Consider the following 26267-nt stretch of genomic DNA (forward strand, 5'->3'; position numbering starts at 1 on the left):
ATGATTATTTTAGAACGTTTGTATTAAGTTCTAAGAGCTCTAAATGTAATAAAAAATGGGAATATGAAGTACCTTTTTGCCCTTCTCTTTTTTGTCCTATTGATGTCAGTTTCTTCTGCTCAAAATTGGAAGGAATTAAATCAAGCACCTATAAAATTAAAATACAGCATTCCACAAGGTTGGTATGTTGGGGGCTATATGTCTGGGAAAGCCTGCAACTGTAGTGGTGCCACTATTAATGCCTCAAAAGATCAAACCATTAGTATGGTTATTTTTTCTTCTGATAAAGAAGATACCAATGACTTAAAAACCCAAAAAGTATGGGGCTATAGTTTTGCCCCCACATCAACAGAATTAGAGGTGTTGAAAACGGAATTCCTTGTATTTGAAAAAGCGATGTCAACGTGGAATGAAGACAAAGAATCTACAGTGCTGCGTTTTTCGACTTCTTTTAATAATGTACAATATTTAGTGTATTTTTGGGGAGATTTTCAGGACATTACCAAAAATGCCCGCACAATCGAAACAATTCTTAAATCAATTCAAGGAATCTAAAAAGAAAAGTTACTATGGCAAAGAAAAAGAAAAAGCTCAATTTTTACTCTACTGACCCTGACATGGAATGGTTTGATGATGAAGACAATGAGGTTGATACCCTCCCCTCCCAACAACAAAAACTTCGGGTTATGCGAGATCGCAAACAACGCAAAGGAAAAGAAGTGACGCTTGTAACAGGTTTTGTAGGTACAGAAGAAGATTTAAAAGACTTGGGAAAAACCTTAAAATCTAAATGTGGTGTAGGTGGTAGTACCAAAGACAATGAAATTATCTTGCAAGGCAACTGGGTTGAAAAAGTTGTTGATTTGCTTAAAAATATGGGCTACTCTCAAACCAAACGAGTAGGGGGCTAAATCAATATACATCTGCCATCTACTCCCAATTCATCAAATTAATTTACGAATAGCAGACGTTTGCCTTTTTAATAATAATATTAATTGGTTAACCACTGAATCAGTTTATGAAACAATTTATCACCTTAACATTTCTATTACTTCCCTTTTTTAGCTTTTGCCAACAAAGTGAACTTGGCAATTGGATTATCTACTTAGGAAATAAAAAAATTAGCCCTAAATGGAATTGGCACCACGAAGTTCAATACAGAAATTATAATGTCATTGGAGATTTAGAGCAGCTTCTTTTGCGCACAGGCATTGGCTATAACCTTAGTGAGAATAACAATAATATATTGCTTGGTTATGGATTTATCCACAGCCAAAACTATTTAGCAAATACAAACGACAAAGAACAAGTTAATGAACATAGGGTTTTTCAACAATTTATAACAAAGCAAAAATTTGGTCGATTCAACTTGCAGCATCGCTACAGGCTAGAACAACGCTGGGTACAAAATCAACCCTTCAAACTAAGGTTTCGATACTTTTTGTCTCTTAATATTCCTATCAATAATAAAGAAATGACCGATAAAACAGTCTATGCTGCTTTATACAATGAAATTTTCATCAATTCTACCCAAACTTTTTTTGATCGCAATAGATTATACGCAGGAGTTGGTTTTAAATTAAACCAGTTAATCCGATTTGAGCTAGGATACATGAATCAATTTTTTAACAATAGTAGCAGAGACCAAATCAATGTTATCGTATTCCTATCCTTTTAATTCTAGAATAGTTTGTGATATAAAGGAGGCTTTTATGTCTCCTTATTTCTTTGCAATCTCATTCAATATTTTAGAGTCTATTGCTCTTCTAACCAGTAGATTCGGGCGTTTTTTTAACAATAACTCCTCTTGGTTTTCTTTGTCAAAAAATGCCGTTTCAACCTTATAATAATTGGGAGACAAATCGTATTTATTTTGCCGCAAACAATTAAACTGCTCATCCTCATATACTTTAGAAAAACCAACAAACTGAGAGGCTGATTTTCGTACGTAAACCACCTTTTTGTCTCTTAATATTAAATTGTCTAAATAAATTCTCCCGTTCAACAATTCCTTGTTTAAGACCTCGTTTAGGGTAATCTCCACGGGCTCTTTGGTTTCGTAGTAGAGCACCTCCAAAGTATCTCTTGAAATTTGTTTAATTTGCTTGATAGAGGTATAGATGGGTTTGTTGGGTAATGACGTCATAAATTCATAGCTGTACAACCAGTAACCATGTTTTTCAACCTCTCCAAGTGGTACACTATATAAAATTACACTATCACCTTCTGATACAGTCCAAGATTCTAAGTTTTTGCTATGCCCTTCCTTGTGCGCAATAAATGTTCCTTGCATTAAATGATGCAAGCGCTTAATATTTCTCCCTAAATCTTGATAATACGCAGATTCAAATACAGTTGGCGTTATTTCTTTTTGTTTTTTTAGACTACTCTTGGGAACAAAACCACATCCCACTAATATGGAAAATGATAATAATAAGAATACAATTCTCATGATCCTATTGTTTTTTAATTCAAGGTGACAATGAATGCAATAATTCTTAACCAAACACTATTGGGGTGATCCGATTAGTGCAAGTACAAGACTATTCGCTTTAAACTCCATTTGAAAATGGAATTTATTGTTTAAAATAATACATTACTAAGCTTTTGAGTACTCTTTGTACTCAATGGTACGGTTACCTACAAGGAAGGCATCCAATACTTTAATTAGTTGTGAGGGGCACAACTAGAATTATTAACAATAAGGGGGACAGACCGTTGTCTTTGCTGCAAAGAAAAGAAAGATAACATCTATCTACAACAAAGATAGATTAAATTATGGTTAAAATTGGCATTGTATAAGGCTTCTAAATCACATTAATACATTATCAATACATAACTATTCATAAGAACAATCGTTAATGCTACTGCCACTATAAAGAAAATATTCCATTTTTATTTTATAGCATTACATCAGGTAATCGTTAGTGATACGGCGTACTTCGCAGAACCCTCCGTTAAGTTTGTAGCTCTGGTGTTTGTGCTGCTACTTGGCAAGTTTAGTTTTTAACTTTCCCGCCAAAAAGGACAAAAAATAAAATTTATATTAAAGGTTATGCCTGTAAAAGTTATGAAAACAGTTGCGGTATCTTTTGATTTTTAACAGTAGGAAAATAATTTACTCTTCTGTCCTTTTTTACTTTAACAATCAAAAAATATAAAAAACTAAGTAAGTGGGCATAAAAAATTATAGGTAAAAAATAGCCTTATTTTTAGTGCTAATCGAAGAGGAAAAGTGCGGTTTTAGCGAGCTAAAGCAAATTTTTCCGATGAAGAGTAGTGCAAAAAGAAGGTTGTTTTTATAGAATTTTTTCTGAACGATTACTTACAACTTATTAATTATCAACGCTACAATACTCATACAGCAAACTTACTTTACTGTATGAACGCTTTGCTTTTAGTTCGCTGCGCTGCTAACTATTGAACCCAAAAAACACCCTTAAAATACAAATTAAAAACACACCTCGTGAGTAAACTTTTTTGAGGTACTCCTGTTTTTTTAGTTAAGGAATCCATCATTACTTCATGTTATGGGAACACAACGGTATCGATGGAGTTTTCCCTAACATCTAGGATAAGTATTTTATCATCCATACTTCAAATCTCCCAAAATGCCTGATTTATACAAATTAGTTTACACAAGCAGTCGCAAGTCGAGCTGTAATACGACAGAAATTGAGAACATCTTAGCTTCTTGTCGAAAAAATAACCCTAGTAAAAATATCACAGGAGTTTTATTACACTCTGATCGTCGCTTCATCCAATACCTAGAAGGAGATAAGGATGAAATTATGGGACTGTTTGAAGCCATTAAAGGCGATGATAGACACGGAGGAGTTAATTTAAGGTACTACTCTCCTATTGAGAATCGGTTGTTTCCTAGTTGGCATATGGGATATAAAAATGTCAGTACCAATCATGCCGTCTTTCAAACATCAATCAATTCAGACGATCAAGCAATATTCAAGAGATTAATTGAAGATCAAAACCAAAATGAAGTGGAAGGAATTAGAGTTCTCAAACTTTTTTTTGAAATGGCTTAATCCTTAAATGTCGTGCCCTTCAGTTATTATAATAATTATTATAAAATCATTACTCCATTGAAACTACTCCGTTATTAATAAAATATTATTTCCCAATAATTTTTCCATTGGGCAACTGGTGTTCTACTTTAAATAAAATAAAATCATTCAAGGCATTTTCTGTGCGAGTTGTGGGGTGCTGTTTGCCATCTGTTAACTTAACAACTTGCAATGTAACGTAATCTTTTAGTTCAGATACATGAACCAATCCATCGTGGTTCCGATCAGCTTCGCCAGAAGTCAGTCCTTCTAGAACAGCATATGTAAAAACCCCATTGTTCCAATCTTCTGACTCTAGCGCAAATTCATAGCCTCCTGCCGCAGAAATAACCGTTGCTCCCGTTCCTTTTGACACATCGCCAAACAAGGTTTTCATATATGTAAAAGAATTTTTTAAGCCAGCTTTTGGGCGAACCATTGTCGTTCCTGACTTTTGATTGATATGAACCTTATCATTAGCTGCAATCGACGAGCGTACAACAGCTTCGTCCTTATCTACTTCACCCGAATGACAAGCATCAATCATAATCAAACGATTTCGACATTCCATTCCATCTAACATCGTATTAATAGCATCGTATGGCAAACCTTTGGCTTGTGGATTATTAAAATCAACATCATGCATTGCCAAGTAATAATCTAGCTGGTCATCTAATAATCCGTGAGAAGAAATGTAAATAATTACTTGATCGTCAATATTGGCTTTGTCCAAAAACTTACTAGCTTTCAGAACATTATCCTTGGTTGCCGACTCGTTAAATAATTCTTGAGTATGAATATTTCCAAAATAGTTAGAGGTCTTAAATTTAGCGATCAAATCTTTCGCATCCTTGGTGGCAAACTTTAGGTTCCGTTCCTCGTTTTTAAACTCAGAAACCCCTATTGTAAAAATATATAAATCGGGCTTTTTAGTCGAGTTGGGATGGTAAGTAACCTGAAAAGTCTCTCGCAGGCTTTCTAGCCCTTCTTCATTAAAAACAGATACTTTAACCAAATTTTTTCCTGCACTTAAACTAATTTCTAACTCTTCTTCTATCTTATTCGTATACCGTTCTTTTAACGAAATTCCTTTCAACTCAGGAGCGGGAACATCATTGACATAAATAGAAATACGATCTAATTTATGCGTTTCGTCCCAAGCTTTGATATTTAACTTCAACTGTTTGTTTTCTGTCGTAACGGGCAATGTAACTTTATTACTCAACTCTATATTAGGCAATGCTAACTCACCTTCTAAATTATCGGGCGTAAACCCTAACTTGCTGAGGCGTTTTTCCCAAGCTTTGGTATACAGTTTAACCGAATATTTTGAAACACCTAAGCTTGTCAACACCTTATCAGGTCGATTAAATCGAACATCAAATTGATCAAACGAGTATAAATTCTCCTTAAATCGAAATCCAATTCCTGTATTATTGCCTTTAGATGATTTGTAATAATTATCAGGAGACAAAATAATATAATCAAATTCCTCCATCGCAATCAATGAAGCTGCCTCTTGGCAAGATTTTAAATCCCAAACTTTTATAAAACCATCTTCGGCTGTAGAATACACTCGTTTTCCCTTCGCTCCAAACCAAACGAATTTAATAGCACCATGATGGCCAGACATGGTACAAACACTCTTTTTGGTTGCCCAATCCCAAACCACAACATCAAAATTCACTTCACTAAAATAGCCTCCTTGTCCTGTAACTAAAGCCGTTCCATCCTCATTAAAATCTGCCGAAAATAAAATACCTTCTTTGCCTGTCTTAAAAGTATTAGAGATTTCTCCTGTTGTGTAATCCCATTCAAACCACGTCATTTCGGCTTTCAAACGCTTGAGATTAGCATCGTATTCTGGTGTCGTTTTGCTAATTAAGACTTTGTTTGTATTTGGTACAAAATCCAATAAAAATTCATACGCTATTTGTGATGGGATAGTATGAACTTGTTTGCCTGTAGCAACTTCCCATGCTACTATTTTAGAACCATTGGTTTGAGCAATGATATAATCTCCTCTAGGGCTTAATTTGACACTCTTAAATATAGGCATTTCTGTAGATTTGAAATACACAGCATCTCCTACTTGCTTTTGCGTTTTAACATCCCATATTCTAAAAAAGAATTGATTGTTTTGATAATTTTTTAAGTCTATCGTTACTTCTTGTGTCAACAATCGACTGCCATCATGGTTAAAAGAAATCTCTGTCAAGGCTTCAACTGCTGTACTTTCAAAAATTGGTTGGATTGTTTTGGCATCAAAAACAGTCAAAACAGGCTTTTCCTTGTCTCCGACTACCCACGTTCCAAAAACAGAACCATCCGCACTAGCACTAGCAACCCCCGAAGTTTTGATGTACTGCTCCAAATCGCCTTCTTTCATATTCCACACACGAATTCCTGGAAATTTATTGTACACCGAATTTACCAAGTACTTCGAATTTGACCCTACCGATAGATGAGTAGACATTTTAAAATACCCTTTCAAACGCCCCAATTCCTTATTGTGCTTAAAATCAAACAATGTTCCTCCCATAAAAACAGTCGGTTGCAAACCATAGCCCTCACTTTCTGTTACCATTCCTGCTACACCTACCATAGTGTTATCTGGACTAATTGCCAAGTCGAAGGCAACCCCAATACGGTAAACCCCATTTTTGAGCGTTGTCATATCTTGACTAGTTGACTCGTTCATGACTCGCTTTAACTTGCCTTTTTGAATGCTATAATCTGCAATTGCTCCCGTTCTATCCATTACCAATAGATTTCGATTCGTTGGTGTAAACACCATTTCTATCATATTCTGACTAGTATATTCAAAATCCGAAACGACTTTTTGTGTTTCCAAATTCCAAATAGTAATCATCTTATTAGCAATACTAAAACCAGCCACAAACTTCCCATTGGGACTAACAGCAACATTCATCAAAGCTTGGTCGTGATTAGCAGTCAACGTACCATCAATTGTCTTTGTTTTATAATTATATATAGACAAGGCGTTAATTTTGGCAGCATCTCTAGTAATCAGATGTTCTCCATCCTTTGTCAGTCTAATTTCGGTATCTGGAATGGCTCCATGTTTGGTAATTTCGGCGCCTGTCAAAATATCCAGTTCAACAATTTCACCTCCTTTCATTACAAGCACATGTGTCGTATTAGAGATATAGGTAAACGAACGGGTATACATTTCTAATTTTGTTCGTTGTACAATCTTTCCTGTTGCATGCTCCCAAGTAATCATCGTTCCTTTGTCGTCTATACTCAAAATATAACGATTGTCTGAAGTGTACTCTACTTTCCAAACATCTCCAACATGTCCGTACAACACTCTAAATTCTTGGCACAAACTTCGATCCCAAATTCGAACAGTTTTATCCATTCCCGCTGTTACAACAAATCTATTATTGGGACTAAAACTAATTGCATATACATTCGCAATATGCCCACTTGTTACGACTATTTCGGGTTTCTCTTGTGCTGTCGTTGTTGTGTTTATGCCTAACAAGCCGTATAAGCATATTAATAAAAATAGTTTCATATGTGTTTGTTAAAAGCGCTTTATTCAGTTTATAGTCAAGACAACTTTTGTTTATTGATTGATTTTGAAAGATCATTATTCATCAAACCCACTCCTTGGCAGCTGCCGTTGACAGCCATCCTAAGAATATGGGCATCCAAAAGATGGGATAGCCCAACTTGACGGCATCTATAAACGCAGTACCTCGAGTCCACAAGGGGAATTGCTCAACACAAATCAAACTAGCTGGAACCACAGAAATAATTGCCACCATAATGGTTAATATATGCATACCATCTGTCGTTTTATGAAAATGCCGCATTGGTATAAAATAGATAATAGATAGTAAAATAACTGTTGCCATTAATTTCCAAATAGACAAGGTAATAATTCCGTTATCGCCTCCTATTAGCCCTCTTGTATACAAGGTATAAAAAATTTGCTTCGCCAAAAAGTAGGCTCCTAGACTTGCACCATATAGTAATCCTATATACAAAATCGTCCATCCAATAGGCATTTCTAGTTCTATTCGCATCGGCAAAATAAAAGCCAAGACAATTAAGAATGGAATGATATAGACGCTTGTGATAGGTTGGCGAATCCACTTCATTCCTTGCCAGCCAATTAGTTCATGTAGCTCATACCACCACATTAACAAGCCAATTATACCAACTACAATTGGTACAATCAACAAAAAAATATCTTTTATAGTTAGTTTCTGTTGCTCCATCAATGGCTCTATTAGACGATTAGGGATTTCTTTAAGATAAGTGCTTCTTTAAGTAGCAAAAAGCTACAAAGGAACTGATATTTGTGCACTTTTAGGACTTTATAAATAGGAAATATTGGACTAGTAATTGGGGATAGTAAAAAATACTACGAAGGATTTATGATTTAGTAGTTCGTTGATTTTTTACTTTTTTACCAAAAAGATAAAAAAGCACATTTATATTAGTTTGATAATCAAAATCTTAAGACAAAATACAGCAGATTTGCAACTTGTTGATTATCAAACTAATAAAGTTTTTCAACGAACTATTGTGATTATTAAATAGAAAATTAAGGTTTTTCTTAATTTTTAGTGGTAATTTGCGAATTTATTTTCAAAATACCCGTTATCTAACGAAACCCTATTGCAAAATAGATGGTTATATTATTGCTAGATGCTGTACTTTTAGCTATACTATTTGATGCAATCTTATCATCAAGCGTTACCTCTCAACAAGTAGACTAGTTCATGGATCTAAGTTTGTTAACGTTTTTTTCGATTGGATAACGCCTGTTTTGTCATTTTAAAATTAATTAATAGTTTGGAACAAACAAAAAAACAACGCCAAGTTGGTAGTTTAATACAACACGAATTCAGTACTGTCTTGCAGACAGAAGGAGCCTTTATTTATGGTGTTGAACCACTTGTTACTGTCACGAATGTTAAAATGAGTTCGGATTTGGGAATTGCTTATATTTATGTTAGTGTGTATAACGTTCCCTACAAACAAGAAGTGGTCAAAGAATTGTGGGAAAATTTAGCTTATTTACGTGGTCAAGTGGGCAAACGCATTCGCAAGCAAGTACGTCGTATCCCGATGCTAAAATTCTTCATTGATGATACTTTGGATGAGGTAGAACATTTGGATAACCTCTTCTCTAGAATTCATTCTGAAAAGAACACACAAAACCGTTCAATGAAAGAAGCAATGGAAGCTAGAAAAAAATTGGACGAATTAAGCCAAGACGAAGAAGAATAATTATTTTTGTCTTTCTACTTGGGGATAGCTTACAATAGCCTACGCCTACTAGTAATTGGATACAAATACAAGTACGACACATGAATCTACCATTCAAATTTGCCAAACGCTATATCTTTTCCAAAAAATCAACCAATGCCATTAATATTATTTCTAGTATTGCTGTATTGGGAATTGCAATTGGAAGTATGGCACTCATTATCATTATGTCTGTATTTAATGGTTTTGAGGGATTGTTGGGCAACTTGATTGGTAGTTTCAAACCTGATGTAAAAATTACTGTCAATGAAGGAAAAGTATTTGTTGCAGACAGTAGCATGATTCAAAATATTCGTTTGCTAGAAGGCGTACACAGTATTTCCAAAACCTTGGAAGAAATTGCCCTATTTGAGTATGATGGCGTTCAGAATATTGCTCACATCAAAGGAGTCGATGAAAACTACATACAAGTAACAGCCATTGACACCTGCTTAGAGGGAAATCAAAAGTATCTAGTTTATGATACGATCAAGGATATAAACTATACGGTTATTGGTGCTAATTTAGCATATCCACTCAATATTAGTGTTGGTCAAGCGTTTAATCGTCCAATAACGATTTATATGCCCAAAAGAGAAGGGCGAATATCAACTAACCCAACCAAAAAACCTTTTAAAAAACGTAAAGCTTACCCTTCGGCAATTTATGAAGTTCAACAATCTGAATACGATAATTACGCCATTACGAACCTAGCCTTTGTTCAAGAAATTACATCTTATAAAAACGGGGAAATTTCTGCTCTGGAAATAAAATTGGATCCTGCCTTTAATGAGACTCAAACCTTGCAAGCCATTCGGGATATTGCAGGTGACGACTATATTGTTCAAAATCGCTATCAACAAGACGAAGCACTCTATAATATTACCCAACTAGAAAAAATCGTTGCCTATTTTATCTTTGCATTTACGCTTGTATTGGTTGCCTTTAATATGGTTGGTGCTTTGTGGATGCTCGTTTTGGACAAACAGAAGGATATTTCTATCCTAAAATCGATGGGTGCAACGAGTAAACTCATTCGCCAAATCTTTCTTATGGAAGGTTTTTTACTGTCTTTAATTGGGCTGTTATTGGGTTGTTTTTTAGCCATCGTCCTCTGTGTCTTGCAACAACAATATGGCTTAGTAAAATTAAGTGGTTCGGGTGAATTTATTATTAATGCCTATCCTGTTGAGATGCGTTTGGGAGATTTTGTAGTCGTAATTTTAACTGTTTTAGGAATTGGAACCAGTGCTGCGTGGCTTCCTGCCCAAAAAGCTAGCACTGTTGAAAATATTCAACGCAAAGAATAATACATTACTAGGCTTTCTTTTAGTTAGATATTGAAAAATTGCCTATTATCCAATAGAATAATTTTAACATTGCTTATTATTATAGTTGCTATATCCTCCTATCCTATTAGGATAATATCTCTTTTATCAAGATTTTCTACCAATGCCCCAAGATCACGATTTATTAGATTTTGAAGCGCCAGTTACGATGGGTTCGTATGAGCGTTTTTTGAACTATATTGAGTCCAAACATAGTTTGCTTAAAATATTAGGTGCCGTCCTATTCAACAGTTTATCCACACTTATTATTTGCTACAAAGCAGGTCATAGTGAAGATGCATTAATTGAAATGCTGACGGTTGCAGGCGGCATGTATATATTGGTAACAGCAATGAGTTGGTTCTTGCATATCTTCATCATGATCAGCGCTGCCATTATAGATGCCATTACAGCATACAACCCCAAGATTAGAATACTTGGCGCACTCAGTATCAGCTTTTTACTATCTTTAGTAATATTTATAATTTTTTGTATTCTGGCTATATTCATTGACTAATAACATGAATATAAAATAGCTTCCCCCATTCTAAAACAGCAGCACAACCTACCTTCGTACGGCTATTCTATTGTACATTTCTATCTATATAACTTCTTGCTTTTTTTATTTTTTGTAAAAAAAAGCAATGACCATACCGTAGCAACACAGCAAACTACTATTCAATAGACTATTCTTTTAATATGCTCTTAAAATATGTAAAAAAAGTTTACATTAGAGTTCATTATCAACAATTAACTAACAAATTAAACTATATTATTAACAACAATGAAATTAATATACCTAGCCGTTCTCTGTCTATTACTAACCACCAACCACCTCCTCGCGCAGCAAACGTGGCATAAATGTGGTTTTGACCATGCGATTTATCAATTAGAACAACAACACCCTGGTTACAAACAACATATTGATGCTGTTTTTGATGAGTCGAACCGAATAGGGCAACAAACCCAACACAGTCGCTCCATTCATACAATACCTGTTGCGGTTCATGTTGTTTGGAAAACGCCCAACGAAAAACTATCTGAATGTACCATCAACGAACAAATAGAAATTCTAAACGACGACTATCGTCGTCAAAATGCAGATGCCAGCAATTTGCGTCCTATCTTCAATAGCATCGCTGCTGATACAGAGATAGAGTTTCGTTTAGATACGATTATCTGGACACAATCTAATGTAGACTTTGCTAGCTTAGGTCCTTTTGGAGGACTGTTCCCCGACCCCACTTCTATTGATAGTGTCAAAGGAACAAGCCCACCTTTAGATCCTGATCAATATCTAAACATTTGGACGCTTAATTTGGGTTCTGGTGGTCTATTGGGCTATGCTTATCCTCCTGATAGTTTACCCAATTGGCCAGCAGGAGCATCAGCACCTAGCAAAAACAGAGAAGGCGTTGTGCTTCATTACGAAATCGTTGGAGGACCTAGAAGTGTTACTTTTGGAGGTGGTTTTGGCGCTCCAACAACCGTTAATACACAAGGCAGAACCGCTGTTCATGAAGTTGGGCACTACTTAGGATTGCGCCATATTTGGGGCGATGGTGCTGGCGGTGGAATTTTTCCTCAACCAAGCTGTTCTGTTGATGATGGTATTGGTGATACTCCAAATTGTTTGGATCGCTCTGAATTTGATTGTGATACCACCAAAAACAGTTGTGATACAACATTAGTCAACGATATGCCCGACATGATAGAAAACTATATGGATTATTCTGCTGAATCGTGTATGAATAGTTTTACCATTGGGCAAAAAAATCACATGAAAGGAGTTTTAAATGGTCCTCGTTCAGGTTTGTCAACTACTCCTGTCAAAATCCGCCCTGCTTACGATGCTATTTATCACGCTGAAGTATTAGCCGTTAATACAGGCAGTAGCTGCACTAGTATTTTTACGGCAACCAATATGAATGCTTCCGCCTCTATGCCTGATGCTCCTTGTATGGGAACCATCGCCAATGATGTTTGGTTTTCCTTTACCGCTACTAGCTCTGACTTACTTTTAGAAGTTTCTAATATTAACAATATTACAGGCAGTTCTACTGCTATGGCTTATGAATTATTTGAAGGAGCTTGTGATAGTTTGAGTAGTTTAGGTTGTGGCAACGCAGGCAACAATGCGTTATCTGGTTTGACAACAGGTGCTGTTTATTACCTTAGAATTTATAGCATGAGCACAGCAGATAGCCACAACTTTGATATTTGTCTGCGTAACAACAACCTTGTAGCAGTAGATCAAATTGAGCAAATTCTAAGCCGAGGTATTCACTTATCTCCTAATCCTACATCTGGTGATATTAACATTAATATTGATAATAACATCAGCTTTGAAGGCTTCCTAAGCATTAAAAATGTTTTAGGTCAAGCTATTACACCACCTGTAGCGATTGACAATCACAATCGTCAATACACCCTTTCACTAACCAACGAAAATAGTGGTTTGTATTTAGTTGAAATCCGAATGAATAACTATACCATTACTAAAAAGGTTATTCTTCAAAAGTAAATCGCTCACCTACTTAATTATATATGGACCAATTTGATCTTTGAAGGTCAAATTGGTTCTTTTTATTTCTATTCTCACAAAGCGCTTTATTTTTTATCAAAAATAGTCTGAAAGAGGCATTATTCCCTCAATAGCTTTTGAAGCTATAGAAGCAAAGCTTTTTCTTTTGTGCCTCATTTTTAACAAAAAGCAAAAAATCAATGAAGTACTATTATGGAATCCGCTTGTAATTCCTTATATATGTAATTGAATTTCTTAACGAATTGTTAATACGTTTATACTACCTTAGCTTAGAATTTCGTTTTATCATTCCAATATAGAGGTATCCACAACTATAAATCTCTTAGAGATCAATTTGCACGTAATCATTCACACATAAAATTTTTTTCGTCTCTAAAAAACACATTATTTAACTAACATACTATTTTTTAGGAATGGCTACTTCTTATTCCAACACCCTTAGCTGTTTCTAAAATTCTAAAAACAAAAAGTATGAGACAGAACTTACATTATTTACTTTGCCTAATAGTAGGAATAGGTTTCTGGCTACCCACGGCAGAAGCTCAACTAGTTAACTATGAAGAAACTTGGCAAGAATTTTTAAAAAATCCCAAAACTTCTGCCATTAGTAAACTAACAGAACCCAGCAAAGAACAGGTAGCTAATTATTTGAAATACTGCTTGATGTATGCCAATTCGTATTTTTGCGCCGATGACCTGACGCAATCCGAAAAAATGATGCGAGAAGTAGCTGCTATTAGTACCGAAGCACATGCTAAAATTCCTGGCTTTACGGATAAGTACGAAGACCTAAAAACTAAAATTGCTGCTTACAAAGCTTGTGGTAAAATTTGGGTTCGCTTCCTCGATGGAGAAAGCATTGACATTGCTGAATTGGAAAAAAATGAAGTAAAAGATGCTAAAACTGTTTGTGAAAAAGGAACGCTTTGTAAGTACTTTTACATGACTGCCATGCATTATTATTGTCAAGGTGATTTGAAAAAATCTAGAGGACATTTTGAAAATCGTGTCCAAAAACTAGTAGATAAAACGTCTTTTGAGCCCAAGGACGTAACAGGAATGGATGAACGTGTGAAAATGATGAAAAAACTTTGGGCTGGTATTGACAAACTAGATCCAGCATGGGAAAAGTTAATTGAAACGGACAAATCTCCTGGTTTTGATACAGAATTACCACTCATTGAATGCTATTCGATTCCTAATATGAAAGAGTATATTCTCAAAGCTACGGCTGATCTGTGTGGCCTAGGAGATGAAATGCTCAAAAAGATTAAAGCACTTCAAAAAACCAATACGCATCCTATTCCTTCGGATGTAGCAGATAAAATTGAATGGTTAGAAAAGGCTGTTGCTGAAAATAATGACGGCTTAGCTACCTTAAACAAAGCGTGGAAAAAATTCTTGCCAGAAAGCAAACCTAGTGGAATCGACTATGGTCATGAGTTTGTATGCGACAGAGCAGCTGAGGTAAAAGCCTATATCATGGATGGATATGCAGATCCTTGTGGTGGTGGAAAAGCGGCTTTGGACAAAATTGAAGCCATAAAAAAGGAACACAATCCTTCTTTAGATACTGAAACAATGACTAAGTTGAAGCAATTGAAGGCTAGAGTTAATAAAGAAGCTGAAAATCTTGCGAAATTAAATGAGGCTTGGGAAGATTTTGTTCCTGATGATAAAATCAAAGGCAAAATTAATTTTGTGTTTGAGTACTGTGACAAAGAGGCTCAAGTAAAAGCTTATGTCATGGATGGAACAATTAATTTCTGTGAAAAAGGAAAAAGTCGTTTAGAAGATATTGCTAAATTACGTGATAGCGATAACCCTGAATTGGCAGATGCTGTGCTCAAAAAAATTGATAATCTACAAGCTAAACAAGACGAGTCTGACCAAGACTTAGCAGATTTGAACAGTGCATGGGAATTGTATACCAGCACCGACAAGACAATGGAATGGCAAGAAGGTTTCCCTCAAAAAGATACAGGAACCGTGCGTGATAACATTCGTTTGGTAAAATTCTATTGTGATAAAATTGCTCAAACTAAATCTTGGGTCATCAAAGGTCATTTAGATCCTTGTGAAAAAGGCGATGCTTACTTGGCTAAAATTAATAAACTAAAAAAAGAAGCCAATCTGAAGTACGACAAAGAATTGGCTTGTCAAGTTAGCCGTTTGAAATCAAAGGTTTATCAATGTAAGTATTGGGCTTTGGTACTAAAAGCTTGGAAAATCACTTACGAAGAATGTGAACGTTTTGGTCCTGCCTCCTCTAAAATTATGTACGAAGACCTTAACTCGGAAGAACAGCCTTGCGAAACAACGGTTGAGTACAAACAACTCGGTAAAATTGGTATTCAGTATACCATTACTACTTTCCTTTGCCAAAAAATTAACTTGGCTAAAATGGGTGATCCTGAGTATTACAAAAAAATTGCTACTTGGGTTGATAATGAAGTTTTGAGCAAATATTGTGAGGCCAATATGCGCTGTAAAGAGGATTTTTATATTTATCTAGAAGGGCATACCGATGGAAATCGTTTTTCTGGTCGTAGATATGATAATTCTTTAGACATCCCTGAGGGTACACCTTATACGCACTTTGTTGGAAAAAGCAGTGGTGCTGTCGATACCTTGAAAAAGGAAACTCGTAATATCACCACCGATTTAAAATCTAATATGGAATTGGGAATTGCTCGCGCTTGGACGGTAAAACAACAATTAGATTTTATGAAAGTTCCGATTACGGTAGGAGCTTATGAGCATCCTTCTAGTGAAAAAGGAGGTGAATTCCGTCGCATCGAAATTGAATTGAATATTACCAATTTGATGTTGGATTTCTATGAAAAAACATTAAAAGAATTAGTAGAAGAATCAGGTATTGGTAACCGTCCAAAACTAGGTTGCTAAGCCCCTTCTTATACAATTCTAATCGTTTTTGGGCACTGTTCGTGTCTCCTTTTTTGAGAAAAGAAACGATTGGTAACACAATAATATTGAGAACGTTCATGTTAACTTTATGTTGATATGGACGTTCTATTTTTGGAGATTATTTGTTTTGGATGCTTTTATAAATTGCCTTGTCTCCCAATTTCAAAGGGTCAATAACATGCTTTGGTAGAAGCCCATAGAACCTTTTTTTTATATTTTTATGGCTCTAAAAAATTTTTTGGGTTGGTTCTTGTATAAGATAAAGTGTTTTATTTTTTATCAAATCATAAAAACTATTTCTAATTTTTAGTCTCTCAACTTTCAAACATTACTCCGTTGAAAAATCGTATCAGTTTGATTATCAGCAAGATGTACTTTTATTGACTTTTATACTAAAAGACTGATAATCAAACTAATGCAAGATACTTTTTTACGTTTTTCGTAGGAAAACTAAAAAATCAACGGAGTATTATTCAAATAAACTCTATTCTAACAAACATCATAAGCACTTGTCTAAAAAACGATTCTTATTTTTAGAGATGCTTTAAAACACACAGACTATTATAATTATGATTTTGAACAAATATCTTTTAACAGTATGCTCTTTAGCTTTGCTGATTTCATTGCCACAGTTTTCTCAAGCTCAGCAATTGGTCAATATGGAAGAAACTTGGCAAGAGTTTTTGAGCAACAAAAAAACGGCTAATATTTCTAAATTGAAAAAGCCAGATAAGTCTCAACCTGCTAATTATATCAAATATTCTTTGATTTATGCCAATACCTACTTTTGTGGTGATAATATCGAAAGTGCGGAGGAAATGATTCACGAAATAGAAGCTATGGGCAAAGAAGTCTGGGATCGTGTTCCTGGATTTGAAGAACGTTATTTGGGCTTAAAAGAAAACATGAAGGCTTATAGAGCATTGGACCCTATTTGGGAAAAATTCTTAAATAACAAAACAAGCGTTTCAAAAGAAGAAGTGGAGGCACATCCCGAAGCCAAAAAGATTTGTGAGCGAGGAACATTGTGTAAGTACTTTTATATGATTTCGCACGATTACTTCTGTCAAAAAGATTTAGAAAAAGCAAGAGATGTTTTTGATAGTCGCATTCGTAGGCTTGTAGCAACAACTTTTAATCCCAATGATATAGAAGGATTGGGCGAGGAAGTAGAGCGCATGACACAGTTTTGGGATGCAATGGATGAATTAACTCCTGCTTGGGAAGCTTATATCGAAACAGGTATTTCTCCTGGCATGCAAGCCGAAATGCCTGTTATTGATTGTTATGTTATTCCTAATATGAAAGCCTGTATTCTTAAAGCTACTTATGACATTTGTGGCGTTGGAGAAAAAATGTTGGACAAACTCAAAGAGTTGCAAAAGAAAAGCACTTACCCAATTCCTTCTATTATTATTGATAAAATGGATTTCATCGAAGAAGAGGTGCGCAACATCAAAAAAGATTTGGCGATTGTCAATACCTATTGGAAAAAATTTACACAAACAGGCAATCTGCCTAGCGATGTTGCTTACAAATATGTCTTTGCTTGTGATCGTGAAGCAGAGGTCAAAGCCTATTTGATGGATGGCTTAATGGATCCTTGTAGAAAAGGGAAAGAGGCGTTGGAAAATATTTCTAAAGTGCGCAAAGAACACAAACCTGCCCTTGCTTCATTGACCATGGAAAAACTCAAAGAACTCAAAGCGGCTGTAAGTGTGAGTAGTGGCGACGAAACGGTCTTAAACGACGCTTGGGAAGATTTTTTACCCGATGATGCTCTTTCCAAAAATTATGACTTGGCATTTGAATATTGTGATAAACTAGCAGAAATTAAAGCGTTTATTATTGATGGAACCATTCATGTTTGTGAAAAAGGACAACAACGCTTAGACGATATTGAAAATGTTTTAGATGAAAATGAGGTAACGATAGATTCGGAAACACAAGCGAAATTGGATGCTTTGGAAGCCAAATCTAGTAAGTTAAATGCTAAACATGAGGTTCTCAATAAAGCTTGGGAGTATTTGTTAGCTAATGATGAGGTTAGCGATAATTATGAATATGATTATGAATTTCCTTGTAATCGAGAAATGGATGTTAAGGCCTACCTACTAGATGGTTACACCAACCCTTGTTTGAGTGGTAAATATGGCTTGACTGAAGTAGATAAAGTCATGTCTAAACACAATCCTAAATTAAGCGATGAAACATTAGCACAAATAAAAAAATTACGCAGTAGATTGTCCAACGAAGGAGGCAATGTTGCCACGTTAACCAAAGCTTGGGAAGATTTTGTTCCTGACAATAAACTCTCTGGAGAAATTAATTTCATCTTTAGTTACTGTGATAAAATTGCCGAATGCCGTGCTTATATCATGGATGGAATTATCAATTTCTGTGACCGTGGCGAAAAACGTCTCAAAGATATTACCCAGTTGAGAGAAGATTATTTATTGACACTGGATCAAATCATGGAGGATAAATTAGAAATTTTGTACAAAATGGTTGAAGAGGGTAAACCAGGTTTAGAAGGTTTGAATAAGGCTTGGAACACCTGTATTAGTATGGATGACTTTTCTAAAGTAGATCAGCGTACAATTAAATTAGCAGAGGTCTATTGTGATCCGATCTCACAAACTAAAGCATGGGTAATGAAAGGCTTGATGAACCCTTGTAAAGAAGGACAAATTTACTTATCTAAGATTGATTACCTAAAGCGAAAAGAAGCTGTCAAATACGGAGATGAATTGGATTACCAAGTAGAATTGTTGCGGGTTAATATTGGTAAATGTCCGTAAAATTTCTCTCTTTAGAATCCTCATTTTTATGTACTCCAAAACTAAATATAGAACGTCTGCACAGATTGTCTTGTGTAAGGCGTTCTTCATTTTTAAGCAAAAAATCATTAATTTTAAGAAATCCCCAAGCTTTTTTTATGCTAAAATTGCTTTGGGTGTCTAGAGATAGATATACACCAATACCATATCCATTTTACAAAACAACATAAAATTATGCATTCAAATCGACTATTTTTAGTTCCTTTTCTTTTGAGTATCGGATTGTTACTACCGAACTACATGCAAGCGCAGTTGGTCAACATGGAAGAAACTTGGCAAGAGTTTTTAGGCAATCAAAAAACATCGAATGTATCCAAGTTGGTGAAGCCTGAGAAATCTCAACCAGCCAACTATATCAAATACTCTCTGATGTATGCCAACTCGTATTTTTGTGCTGATAATCTTCCTAGTGCCGACAAAATGATGCGAGAAATTGAGTCCATGGGCACGGCTGTCCAAGACAAAGTCCCAGGGTTCAAGGAGCGTTATGAATTAATGAAGGTAAAAATTAAAGCATATAAAGACTTGGTTCCAATTTGGCAACGCTTCTTAAATGACAAAAGCAGTGTGACGCGCAAAGATATTGCAGCCGTTCCAGAAGCCAAAACGGTTTGCGAAAAAGGAACGCTTTGCAAGTTCTTTTATATGACGGCACATGCTTACTATTGTGAAGCCAACCTTAAAGATGCGAGAAATCATTTTGAAAACCGTGTTTTGAAATTGGCTAAAACAAGTTTTGATCCGAAAAGTGTCGAGGGATTAAATGAGGAAATTGAAATGATGAAATCCCTCTGGGCAGGTATTGATGCGCTCAATCCTGTATGGACTAAGTTTATAGAAACCGATCAGTCACCAGGTTTTGAAACAGACATTCCTGTCATTGGTTGCTACACGGTTCCCAATATCAAAGTTTGTCTTTTAAAGGCTGCTGCTGATTTTTGTAATACAGGTTCCGAAATGTTGGCCAAGATCAAAGAGCTTCAAGCTAGTATGTCGCATGATGTGCCTGGAGATGTGGCGGATAAGATAGCATGGTTGGAAGCAGAGGTCAACAAAAGTGATCAAGGTTTAGCCAATTTAAATAGTATTTGGGCTAAATTTACACCAAAAGAAAAATTGCCTAGTGGTGCTCAATACGAGCATGTATTTATTTGTGATCGTTCCGCAGAAGTAAAAGCCTATTTAATGGATGGCTTGAGCAATCCTTGTACAGAAGGTCAAAATGCCTTGGATAGCATTGCAAGAATTCGCAAAGACCACCAACCTTCTTTGGATGATGTCACCACCTCTAAGTTAAAGAAGCTTAAAAATTTGGTTAGCAATGAAGCAGCAGAATTAACTAAATTAAATAAAGCTTGGGAAGATTTTTTACCAGACAATAAATTATCTGGTAAAGCTGACTTTGGATACGAATATTGTGATAAAGCAGCTGCTGCCAAAGCTTATACAATGGATGGGATTCTAAATATCTGTGAACGGGGTCAACAACGTTTGGACGACTTGGAAAAACTCAAAGCAGAATATAGCCCTGAATTAACTTCTAAAACAACTGCTAAGATCGACTTTTTGCAAAAAGAGGTCGCTCGATTGACGCAAGAAGCCGCTGATTTAAAAAAGGCTTGGGACTATTTGCTAGCTAATAAAGAGGTTAGCAAAGACTTAGAATATGAACACGAATTTATATGTAATCGTGAAGGAGATGTACAATCCTACCTTTTAGACGGATTTACCAATCCTTGCCAAAGTGGTCAATATGCTTTGGACGAAGCGCAGAAAGTAATTGATAAATACAATCCTAATTTGAGTAGTGCCACTCAAACTCAATTGAACCAACTCAAAGCTCGATTGAAAAATGAAAATCAAAACTTGGCGCAACTTAATAAGACTTGGAAAGACTTTGTGCCAGACGAAAAGTTGTCTAGTGACTTGGATATTGTGTTTGAGTATTGTGATAAAATTGCTCAAGCTCGTTCCTACATCATTGATGGTACGGTTAATTTCTGTGAGAAAGGAGAACAGCGTGTCAAAGATATTTACAAACTTAGAGAGGACTATTTATTGACTTTAGACAGCGAAACGGAAGACAAATTAGAAAGTTTGGAAAACAAAGTTAAACAAGCGGCAAAAGATTTAGAAGATGTCGGCGCTGCTTGGGATTTGTATGTTGCCACAGATACGATTATGTCTTGGACAGAGGGGTATCCTGCTGTTGATACTGTTGTCCGTCACCAAATTCGTTTGGTTGATTTCTATTGTGATAAAATCGCTCAAACCAAATCTTGGGTCATCAAAGGGTTGTTGGATCCTTGTGAAAAAGGAGATGCTTATTTGGCAAAAATCAACAACCTAAAACGCAAACATGGTTTGTCTTATGATAATGACTTAGCCTGTCAAGTTCGCCGCTTAGAAGGGAAAGCTTATCAGTGTAAATACTGGACGCTTGTGCGTGAAGCAAGGCGTGTGACCCACTTAGAAAGAGAAACCTTTGGTCCTAAGTCTGCTCAAATTATGTATGGAGAATTAAACTCTGACAAACAACCTTGCGAAACAACAGTTGAATACGAACCATTGGGATATATTGGTGTTCGTTATATCGTGGCTCCTCACTTATGTCAAAAAACAAACTTGGCTAAAATGGGTGATCCTGAGTATTACAAAAAAATTGCTACTTGGGTTGATAATGAAGTCTTGAGCAAGTATTGTGAAGCTAGTATGCGTTGTAAGGAAGATTTTTTCATTTATTTGGAAGGGCATACCGATGGCTACCGTTTTTCTGGTCGCAAGTACGATCAATCGTTGGATATTCCCGATGGCACTCCCTATACACACTTTCTAGGAAATAAAGATGGTACAGTAGATACACTTCAAAAAACAACTCGTCACATTACTCGTGAGTTAAAGTCAAATATGGAATTGGGTATTGCTCGTGCTTGGACAGTAAAATCACAATTGGATTTTATGAAAGTACCTATTACTATTGGGGCGTATGAACATCCAGAAACAGAAAAAGGGGGTGAATTTAGAAAGATTGATATTGAACTAAACATCACGAATCTATTGCTAGACTTTTATGAAAAAACATTAAAGAGACTGGTCAAAGAGTCGGGAATTGGGGAACGTCCTTCTTCGGGCTGCTAGTTGCCTCATTGTTCAACAACAATTTAATATTCTATTAATTCATATTAAAATCGTACTTTAGCTGCTGTTTTGCAAACAGCATTTTACTAAAAAACTGATCCAATAATTTAAATGTTGAAGTTTGAACGACAAGTCATTGCTAATTAGCAGCTTGTTCAAACTTCAACATTTTTTATTCTATTGTTTTCTCTAGCAATAGACCACCATGTACTAATCAATATGTAATCGTTTACAGAAATTACCAAATCAATAATTATTATGAAAAAAACAATCCTGCTGCTAGTCTTATTAATCCCGTTTCAATGGCTTATAGGGCAAGACTTAAAGCTGGCAACTTTTAATTGTGAATTTTTACTCAAACGAAAAGTTCATATGAAATATGGTCTACCTTATGACATGAAATATGCCTCAAGAGATGCCAAGCAAGAATGGAAAGACGATCGTTATAGACAAAAAAAATTTGAAGAAGCAACTAAAAAGGTTGCGGCACACCTCAAAACTATTAATGCGGATGTTTTAGGCTTAACAGAGGTTGGTAATACTTCTGAAGTTCAGCTTCTCGTAGAAACATTAAAAAAAGAAGGATTGGAGTATAAATACTGGAAAGTCTGCAAATCGCATGATTCTGCTACAGGGCAACATGTCGCTTTCTTGTCTAAATATGAGTTAACTGATATTGTCCCAGCTTTTCCCAATCGAGGTTTATATTTTGTCGAATCTGACCAAGACGAGGTAGAAGAAACAGGAATTAGTAAAGGGATGAAAGCAACAATTAGCTACAAAGGTACTCCCATTCATTTATTTTTATTTCATCTTAAATCAGAGCGAGGCGGAGAAGATAGCGACCAACGCCGCTTGATGCAAGCCGAAATTGCTCGACGAGTGATGATTCCTTATCTACAAAAAGAGGAACACGTGGTTGTTATGGGAGATTTAAATAGTGAAAGACGACACCCTGCTTTATTGACCATTCGAGGATTTAAAGACATTCAAACGGAATTGATACAAACAGGCGATAGTTATTATTTTGAAGATTATACCACAAGATGGACGTATAGTTACAAAGGACAACAAGAACAAATTGACCATATTTTACTCTCTTTGAGTCTTAAAAATGCTTGTAAACACAACAATCCCAAACAAAAACAATGGGGAATTAAAACCTCTATCCTCCCCACCAATAACGAAGAAATATCTGACCACAATGCCTTGATTGTGGAACTTAATTTCAAGTAAAACCTGATCTGTTCTAATATTAGATAGGAAACTCGTGCTAACTAATCGTACGAGTCTCCTATTTTTTTAGTGAAAGAACTATTGGACTGTTACTTAAAATACTCTGAAGGCTTTTTGCCAAAACGCTTGACATAATTTTTGGAAAAATGACGCGTAGACATAAAACCAATAGAATAAGACACCTCTTTTACTGTACGACAAGCACCTTCCTCTAACAAACGTCTAGCTTCTTGCAGACGAATTTCATTGATAAACTTTAAAGGTGTTAACCCTACATGAGTTTGCATAAAACGATACAATTGGCGTTTGCTTACAGCCACTGCTCTTGCCAAATCATCTACAGTAAATTCTGTCTCATCAATATTTTTAAGTACAACCGCTCTTGCTTCCTCTATCTTTTCACGAGCAGCAATCGACGATGCCGATTCCTTTTCGACAACCGATGTATTGGTATCTGTAACTGATGTCGCTTTTTCGTCCTCTTTCTCTTCAATCGTCTCATTTGCTTTTTGCTGCCAATCTCTTCGAACCAAAGCATTCTCAATCAGTCTTTTAACATGGATATTCAACTCATCGACAGAGAATGGTTTCGTCAAATATTCATCAACACCAATCGTCAATGCCTTGAGTTTGCTAGCTTCACCAGATTTGGCAGTCAAAACAATAACGGGCAAATTATTGCCCCAAGAAGCCGCTTTGATATGCTCTAACAATTCATACCCATCCATTTCAGGCATCATTAAGTCGGTAATAACTAAGTCAAATGAATGTCCCCCCTCTTGTTTCAAGAGATTCAATGCAACCAAACCATTTTCGGCTAATGAAATATCATAATCTGCCCCCAAAATCATTTTAATAAACGCAGCCATATCGTTATTGTCCTCAACTACCAAAATACGAGGTTGGTCACTTTTAGGGCTTGGCGATACAACAGAAGTGCCCTCTTTCACATCCTTGGTCTCTTCTAACAAGTTGTTTTCAATTACCAAAGGATTGACAGGTACTACTGTCGGTTGGGATACAATTTCTTCTATTTTCGGCATCAAAAAGGAAAATGTAGTCCCCTCGTTGAGAATGCTGCGTACATAAATTTCAAATCCTTGCAAAGAAGCCAACTCTTGTGCTAATGCCAGTCCTACGCCCGAACCAGAAACAGCTCTTTTTTCAGCCTCTTTGGTTTGATAAAACCGTTTAAACACATACGGCAAATCTTCTGCCTTGATACCAATACCAGTATCTTTGACCTCTACTTTGATTGCTGTTCCAACATCTGTTACAGCCAACGTAATGGCGCCATCATCCATTGTATATTTAAAAGCATTAGAGAGTAAATTATTGATAATCTTCTCCATTTTAGAAGTATCAAAATCCACCAATAAGTTATAATCAACATTATACTCTAATTGATAATTGATATTTCTATAACTTGTCTGTACTTTAAAATTATTATAAATGTTGACGATAAAAGAATGGAGGTGATTCGTTTGTCTTCTCACTTCTAACTTATTTGAATTCAGTTTTGCCAAATCCATAATATCATCAATATACTTCAACACCTTCTTACTATTCCTCAAAACCATGTCTAAAGACTCGCGTGTTTCTGTTTCCTCCATGCTTCCATGAGGCTGTTTTAAAATAGCAGAGACAGGTCCTACAATCAATGAGAGAGGCGTTCTAAATTCGTGAGAAATATTGGTAAACAAGCGATTTTTCGCTAATACGGCTTCTTCTGCGGTTTCCTTTGCCTTTCGCAACTCTTCTTCGTACTTTCTTTGCGTTCTTTTTAATCTAATATTTTGAATAATAGTTCCATAAGTAGATAAGAAAGGTGCTAGCGTTTCTGCCAATAGATCTTTGTAGCCAATAACATTGGACAATCCCAAAATTCCCACTATTTTATTATTGTGTGTAATTGGAAATCCCAAAAAATGCTTTAATTCTAAATATTTTTGAGGAATTTTATCCGACAAGATATACGTTTCTTCTTTTAGAATTTTATCTAGTAATGGTTTTAATATAGACTGCCCATTTTTTTGCCAGTTGGTATCATGCAGCAAATCTCCTTGCTCCAAAGCACCTTTTGTATCCATAACCGTCAATGCTTCTAAAGCGATCTGATCTTCTTTATGAATTAACTCAGCAATAAATCCATATTGACTACTCGTGATTGCCAACAACTGCTTAAGCAATGTATCAAAAGAATATTCGGCTTGTTCTTCCAACAAAAAACCAGATTGAAATTCTTTTATCATTGCCAGTAAATCTCGATTTTCCTCTGCACTTTTTTTGGCCAGTGCCAATTCTTTGGTCTTCTTATCTGCAAGTTCCTGTTCTTCCTCATAACGTTTTTTCATAAAACGTGTTGTTAATGTCACTAATACAATCATTGCGACAAACACAATACAAGTATCTATGGCTTGGTGCTTGAAACTGGGGTATGAGGCAACCCAAGTAGGATTTAATTGCTCTACAGCAATTGTAACTAGTGTAAACAGCCCAACAACAACTCCTACTCTCCAATATTGGTTATTAGGATCTGTCACAATATAAATCATCAAAAGCGCCAAATTAAATGCAATTGTTGGTCCCAACAAGCCTCCCATCCCAAACCACAAAAACACAGAACTTATCTGCGTAATCAACACAACAGGCCAAAATAAAAACGTAAAATTCTCTATTTTCTTTAATAAAAAATAAATTCCTATAGCTGTTGTCCCCATGATAACATCTGCAACAATAGGCAACCATGACATACTGATATACAAATTGGTTACTAAGCGTACGAAAATGATACCTAGTCCATAGAGACAAATGGACTGCAATAGCTTTCTATCTGGTTCTTTATATAAAATAGGTTTTTGTTGTTGTGACATAGTTTTGGTGTAGTGATTGATCAATGTAG

General features: G+C 35.7%; 16 protein-coding genes. 12 read left to right on the forward strand and 4 right to left on the reverse strand.

Going from position 1 to position 26267, the window contains the following annotated elements; genetic code table 11:
- Positions 1-63 precede the first annotated feature (63 nt).
- The 3 genes from CG11_RS15095 to CG11_RS15105 all read left to right on the forward strand — a co-directional run bounded on the left by CG11_RS15095 (position 64) and on the right by CG11_RS15105 (position 1678).
- Positions 64-555, forward strand: coding sequence for a hypothetical protein (locus CG11_RS15095; RefSeq protein WP_052597617.1), 492 nt, complete (start codon positions 64-66; stop codon positions 553-555).
- Between the two features lie 14 nt (positions 556-569).
- The gene (locus CG11_RS15100; RefSeq protein ID WP_052597618.1) at positions 570-911 is read left to right on the forward strand and encodes a translation initiation factor; all 342 of its coding nucleotides are present in this window, start codon (positions 570-572) and stop codon (positions 909-911) included.
- A gap of 107 nt (positions 912-1018) precedes the next feature.
- Complete coding sequence (locus CG11_RS15105) at positions 1019-1678, forward strand: DUF2490 domain-containing protein (RefSeq protein WP_052597619.1); 660 nt, start codon at positions 1019-1021, stop codon at positions 1676-1678.
- A 42-nt stretch (positions 1679-1720) separates the two neighbouring features.
- Here the strand turns inward: CG11_RS15105 and CG11_RS15110 are convergent, their stop codons facing one another.
- Entirely contained in the window at positions 1721-2452 is a 732-nt protein-coding gene (locus CG11_RS15110; RefSeq protein WP_052597620.1) for a hypothetical protein, read from the reverse strand.
- 1159 nt (positions 2453-3611) lie between these two features.
- Here CG11_RS15110 and CG11_RS15115 point away from each other — a divergent pair.
- Entirely contained in the window at positions 3612-4043 is a 432-nt protein-coding gene (locus CG11_RS15115) for a BLUF domain-containing protein (RefSeq protein WP_052597621.1), read from the forward strand.
- Positions 4044-4128: 85 nt separating this feature from the next.
- Here the strand turns inward: CG11_RS15115 and CG11_RS15120 are convergent, their stop codons facing one another.
- Positions 4129-7605 (reverse strand): caspase family protein, encoded by a 3477-nt coding sequence (locus CG11_RS15120; protein ID WP_052597622.1) that lies wholly within the window; start codon positions 7603-7605, stop codon positions 4129-4131.
- 82 nt (positions 7606-7687) lie between these two features.
- Positions 7688-8314, reverse strand: coding sequence for a hypothetical protein (locus tag CG11_RS15125; protein WP_052597623.1), 627 nt, complete (start codon positions 8312-8314; stop codon positions 7688-7690).
- A 580-nt stretch (positions 8315-8894) separates the two neighbouring features.
- Here CG11_RS15125 and rbfA point away from each other — a divergent pair.
- The 8 genes from rbfA to CG11_RS15165 all read left to right on the forward strand — a co-directional run bounded on the left by rbfA (position 8895) and on the right by CG11_RS15165 (position 23365).
- Complete coding sequence (gene rbfA, locus CG11_RS15130) at positions 8895-9332, forward strand: 30S ribosome-binding factor RbfA (RefSeq protein WP_052597624.1); 438 nt, start codon at positions 8895-8897, stop codon at positions 9330-9332.
- An 80-nt stretch (positions 9333-9412) separates the two neighbouring features.
- The gene (locus CG11_RS15135; RefSeq protein ID WP_052597625.1) at positions 9413-10660 is read left to right on the forward strand and encodes an FtsX-like permease family protein; all 1248 of its coding nucleotides are present in this window, start codon (positions 9413-9415) and stop codon (positions 10658-10660) included.
- Positions 10661-10802: 142 nt separating this feature from the next.
- Positions 10803-11195, forward strand: coding sequence for a hypothetical protein (locus CG11_RS15140; protein ID WP_052597626.1), 393 nt, complete (start codon positions 10803-10805; stop codon positions 11193-11195).
- Between the two features lie 267 nt (positions 11196-11462).
- Positions 11463-13202, forward strand: a complete 1740-nt coding sequence (locus CG11_RS15145) for a M43 family zinc metalloprotease (RefSeq protein WP_052597627.1) — start codon at positions 11463-11465, stop codon at positions 13200-13202.
- 492 nt (positions 13203-13694) lie between these two features.
- Positions 13695-16130, forward strand: a complete 2436-nt coding sequence (locus CG11_RS15150) for a hypothetical protein (protein ID WP_052597628.1) — start codon at positions 13695-13697, stop codon at positions 16128-16130.
- 590 nt (positions 16131-16720) lie between these two features.
- Positions 16721-18952 (forward strand): hypothetical protein, encoded by a 2232-nt coding sequence (locus CG11_RS15155; RefSeq protein WP_052597629.1) that lies wholly within the window; start codon positions 16721-16723, stop codon positions 18950-18952.
- Positions 18953-19165: 213 nt separating this feature from the next.
- Complete coding sequence (locus CG11_RS15160; RefSeq protein ID WP_052597630.1) at positions 19166-22129, forward strand: hypothetical protein; 2964 nt, start codon at positions 19166-19168, stop codon at positions 22127-22129.
- 258 nt (positions 22130-22387) lie between these two features.
- Entirely contained in the window at positions 22388-23365 is a 978-nt protein-coding gene (locus tag CG11_RS15165) for an endonuclease/exonuclease/phosphatase family protein (RefSeq protein ID WP_052597631.1), read from the forward strand.
- A gap of 89 nt (positions 23366-23454) precedes the next feature.
- Here CG11_RS15165 and CG11_RS15170 read toward each other — a convergent pair whose 3' ends face one another.
- Positions 23455-26238 carry a response regulator gene (locus CG11_RS15170; protein ID WP_052597632.1) on the reverse strand — a complete coding sequence of 928 codons (2784 nt, stop codon included), beginning with the start codon at positions 26236-26238 and terminating at the stop codon, positions 23455-23457.
- Positions 26239-26267: the final 29 nt, after the last annotated feature.

Origin of the sequence: Aureispira sp. CCB-QB1 (assembly GCF_000724545.1) — a bacterium.
Taxonomy (GTDB): Bacteria; Bacteroidota; Bacteroidia; order Chitinophagales; family Saprospiraceae; genus Aureispira.

Coding starts and splice junctions, on each gene's coding strand:
- CG11_RS15095 (WP_052597617.1), top strand. CDS start 64: ATGAAGTACCTTTTTGCCCTTCTCTTTTTTGTCCTATTGATGTCAGTT.
- CG11_RS15100 (WP_052597618.1), top strand. CDS start 570: ATGGCAAAGAAAAAGAAAAAGCTCAATTTTTACTCTACTGACCCTGAC.
- CG11_RS15105 (WP_052597619.1), top strand. CDS start 1,019: ATGAAACAATTTATCACCTTAACATTTCTATTACTTCCCTTTTTTAGC.
- CG11_RS15110 (WP_052597620.1), bottom strand. CDS start 2,452: ATGAGAATTGTATTCTTATTATTATCATTTTCCATATTAGTGGGATGT.
- CG11_RS15115 (WP_052597621.1), top strand. CDS start 3,612: ATGCCTGATTTATACAAATTAGTTTACACAAGCAGTCGCAAGTCGAGC.
- CG11_RS15120 (WP_052597622.1), bottom strand. CDS start 7,605: ATGAAACTATTTTTATTAATATGCTTATACGGCTTGTTAGGCATAAAC.
- CG11_RS15125 (WP_052597623.1), bottom strand. CDS start 8,314: ATGGAGCAACAGAAACTAACTATAAAAGATATTTTTTTGTTGATTGTA.
- CG11_RS15135 (WP_052597625.1), top strand. CDS start 9,413: ATGAATCTACCATTCAAATTTGCCAAACGCTATATCTTTTCCAAAAAA.
- CG11_RS15140 (WP_052597626.1), top strand. CDS start 10,803: ATGCCCCAAGATCACGATTTATTAGATTTTGAAGCGCCAGTTACGATG.
- CG11_RS15145 (WP_052597627.1), top strand. CDS start 11,463: ATGAAATTAATATACCTAGCCGTTCTCTGTCTATTACTAACCACCAAC.
- CG11_RS15150 (WP_052597628.1), top strand. CDS start 13,695: ATGAGACAGAACTTACATTATTTACTTTGCCTAATAGTAGGAATAGGT.
- CG11_RS15155 (WP_052597629.1), top strand. CDS start 16,721: ATGATTTTGAACAAATATCTTTTAACAGTATGCTCTTTAGCTTTGCTG.
- CG11_RS15160 (WP_052597630.1), top strand. CDS start 19,166: ATGCATTCAAATCGACTATTTTTAGTTCCTTTTCTTTTGAGTATCGGA.
- CG11_RS15165 (WP_052597631.1), top strand. CDS start 22,388: ATGAAAAAAACAATCCTGCTGCTAGTCTTATTAATCCCGTTTCAATGG.
- CG11_RS15170 (WP_052597632.1), bottom strand. CDS start 26,238: ATGTCACAACAACAAAAACCTATTTTATATAAAGAACCAGATAGAAAG.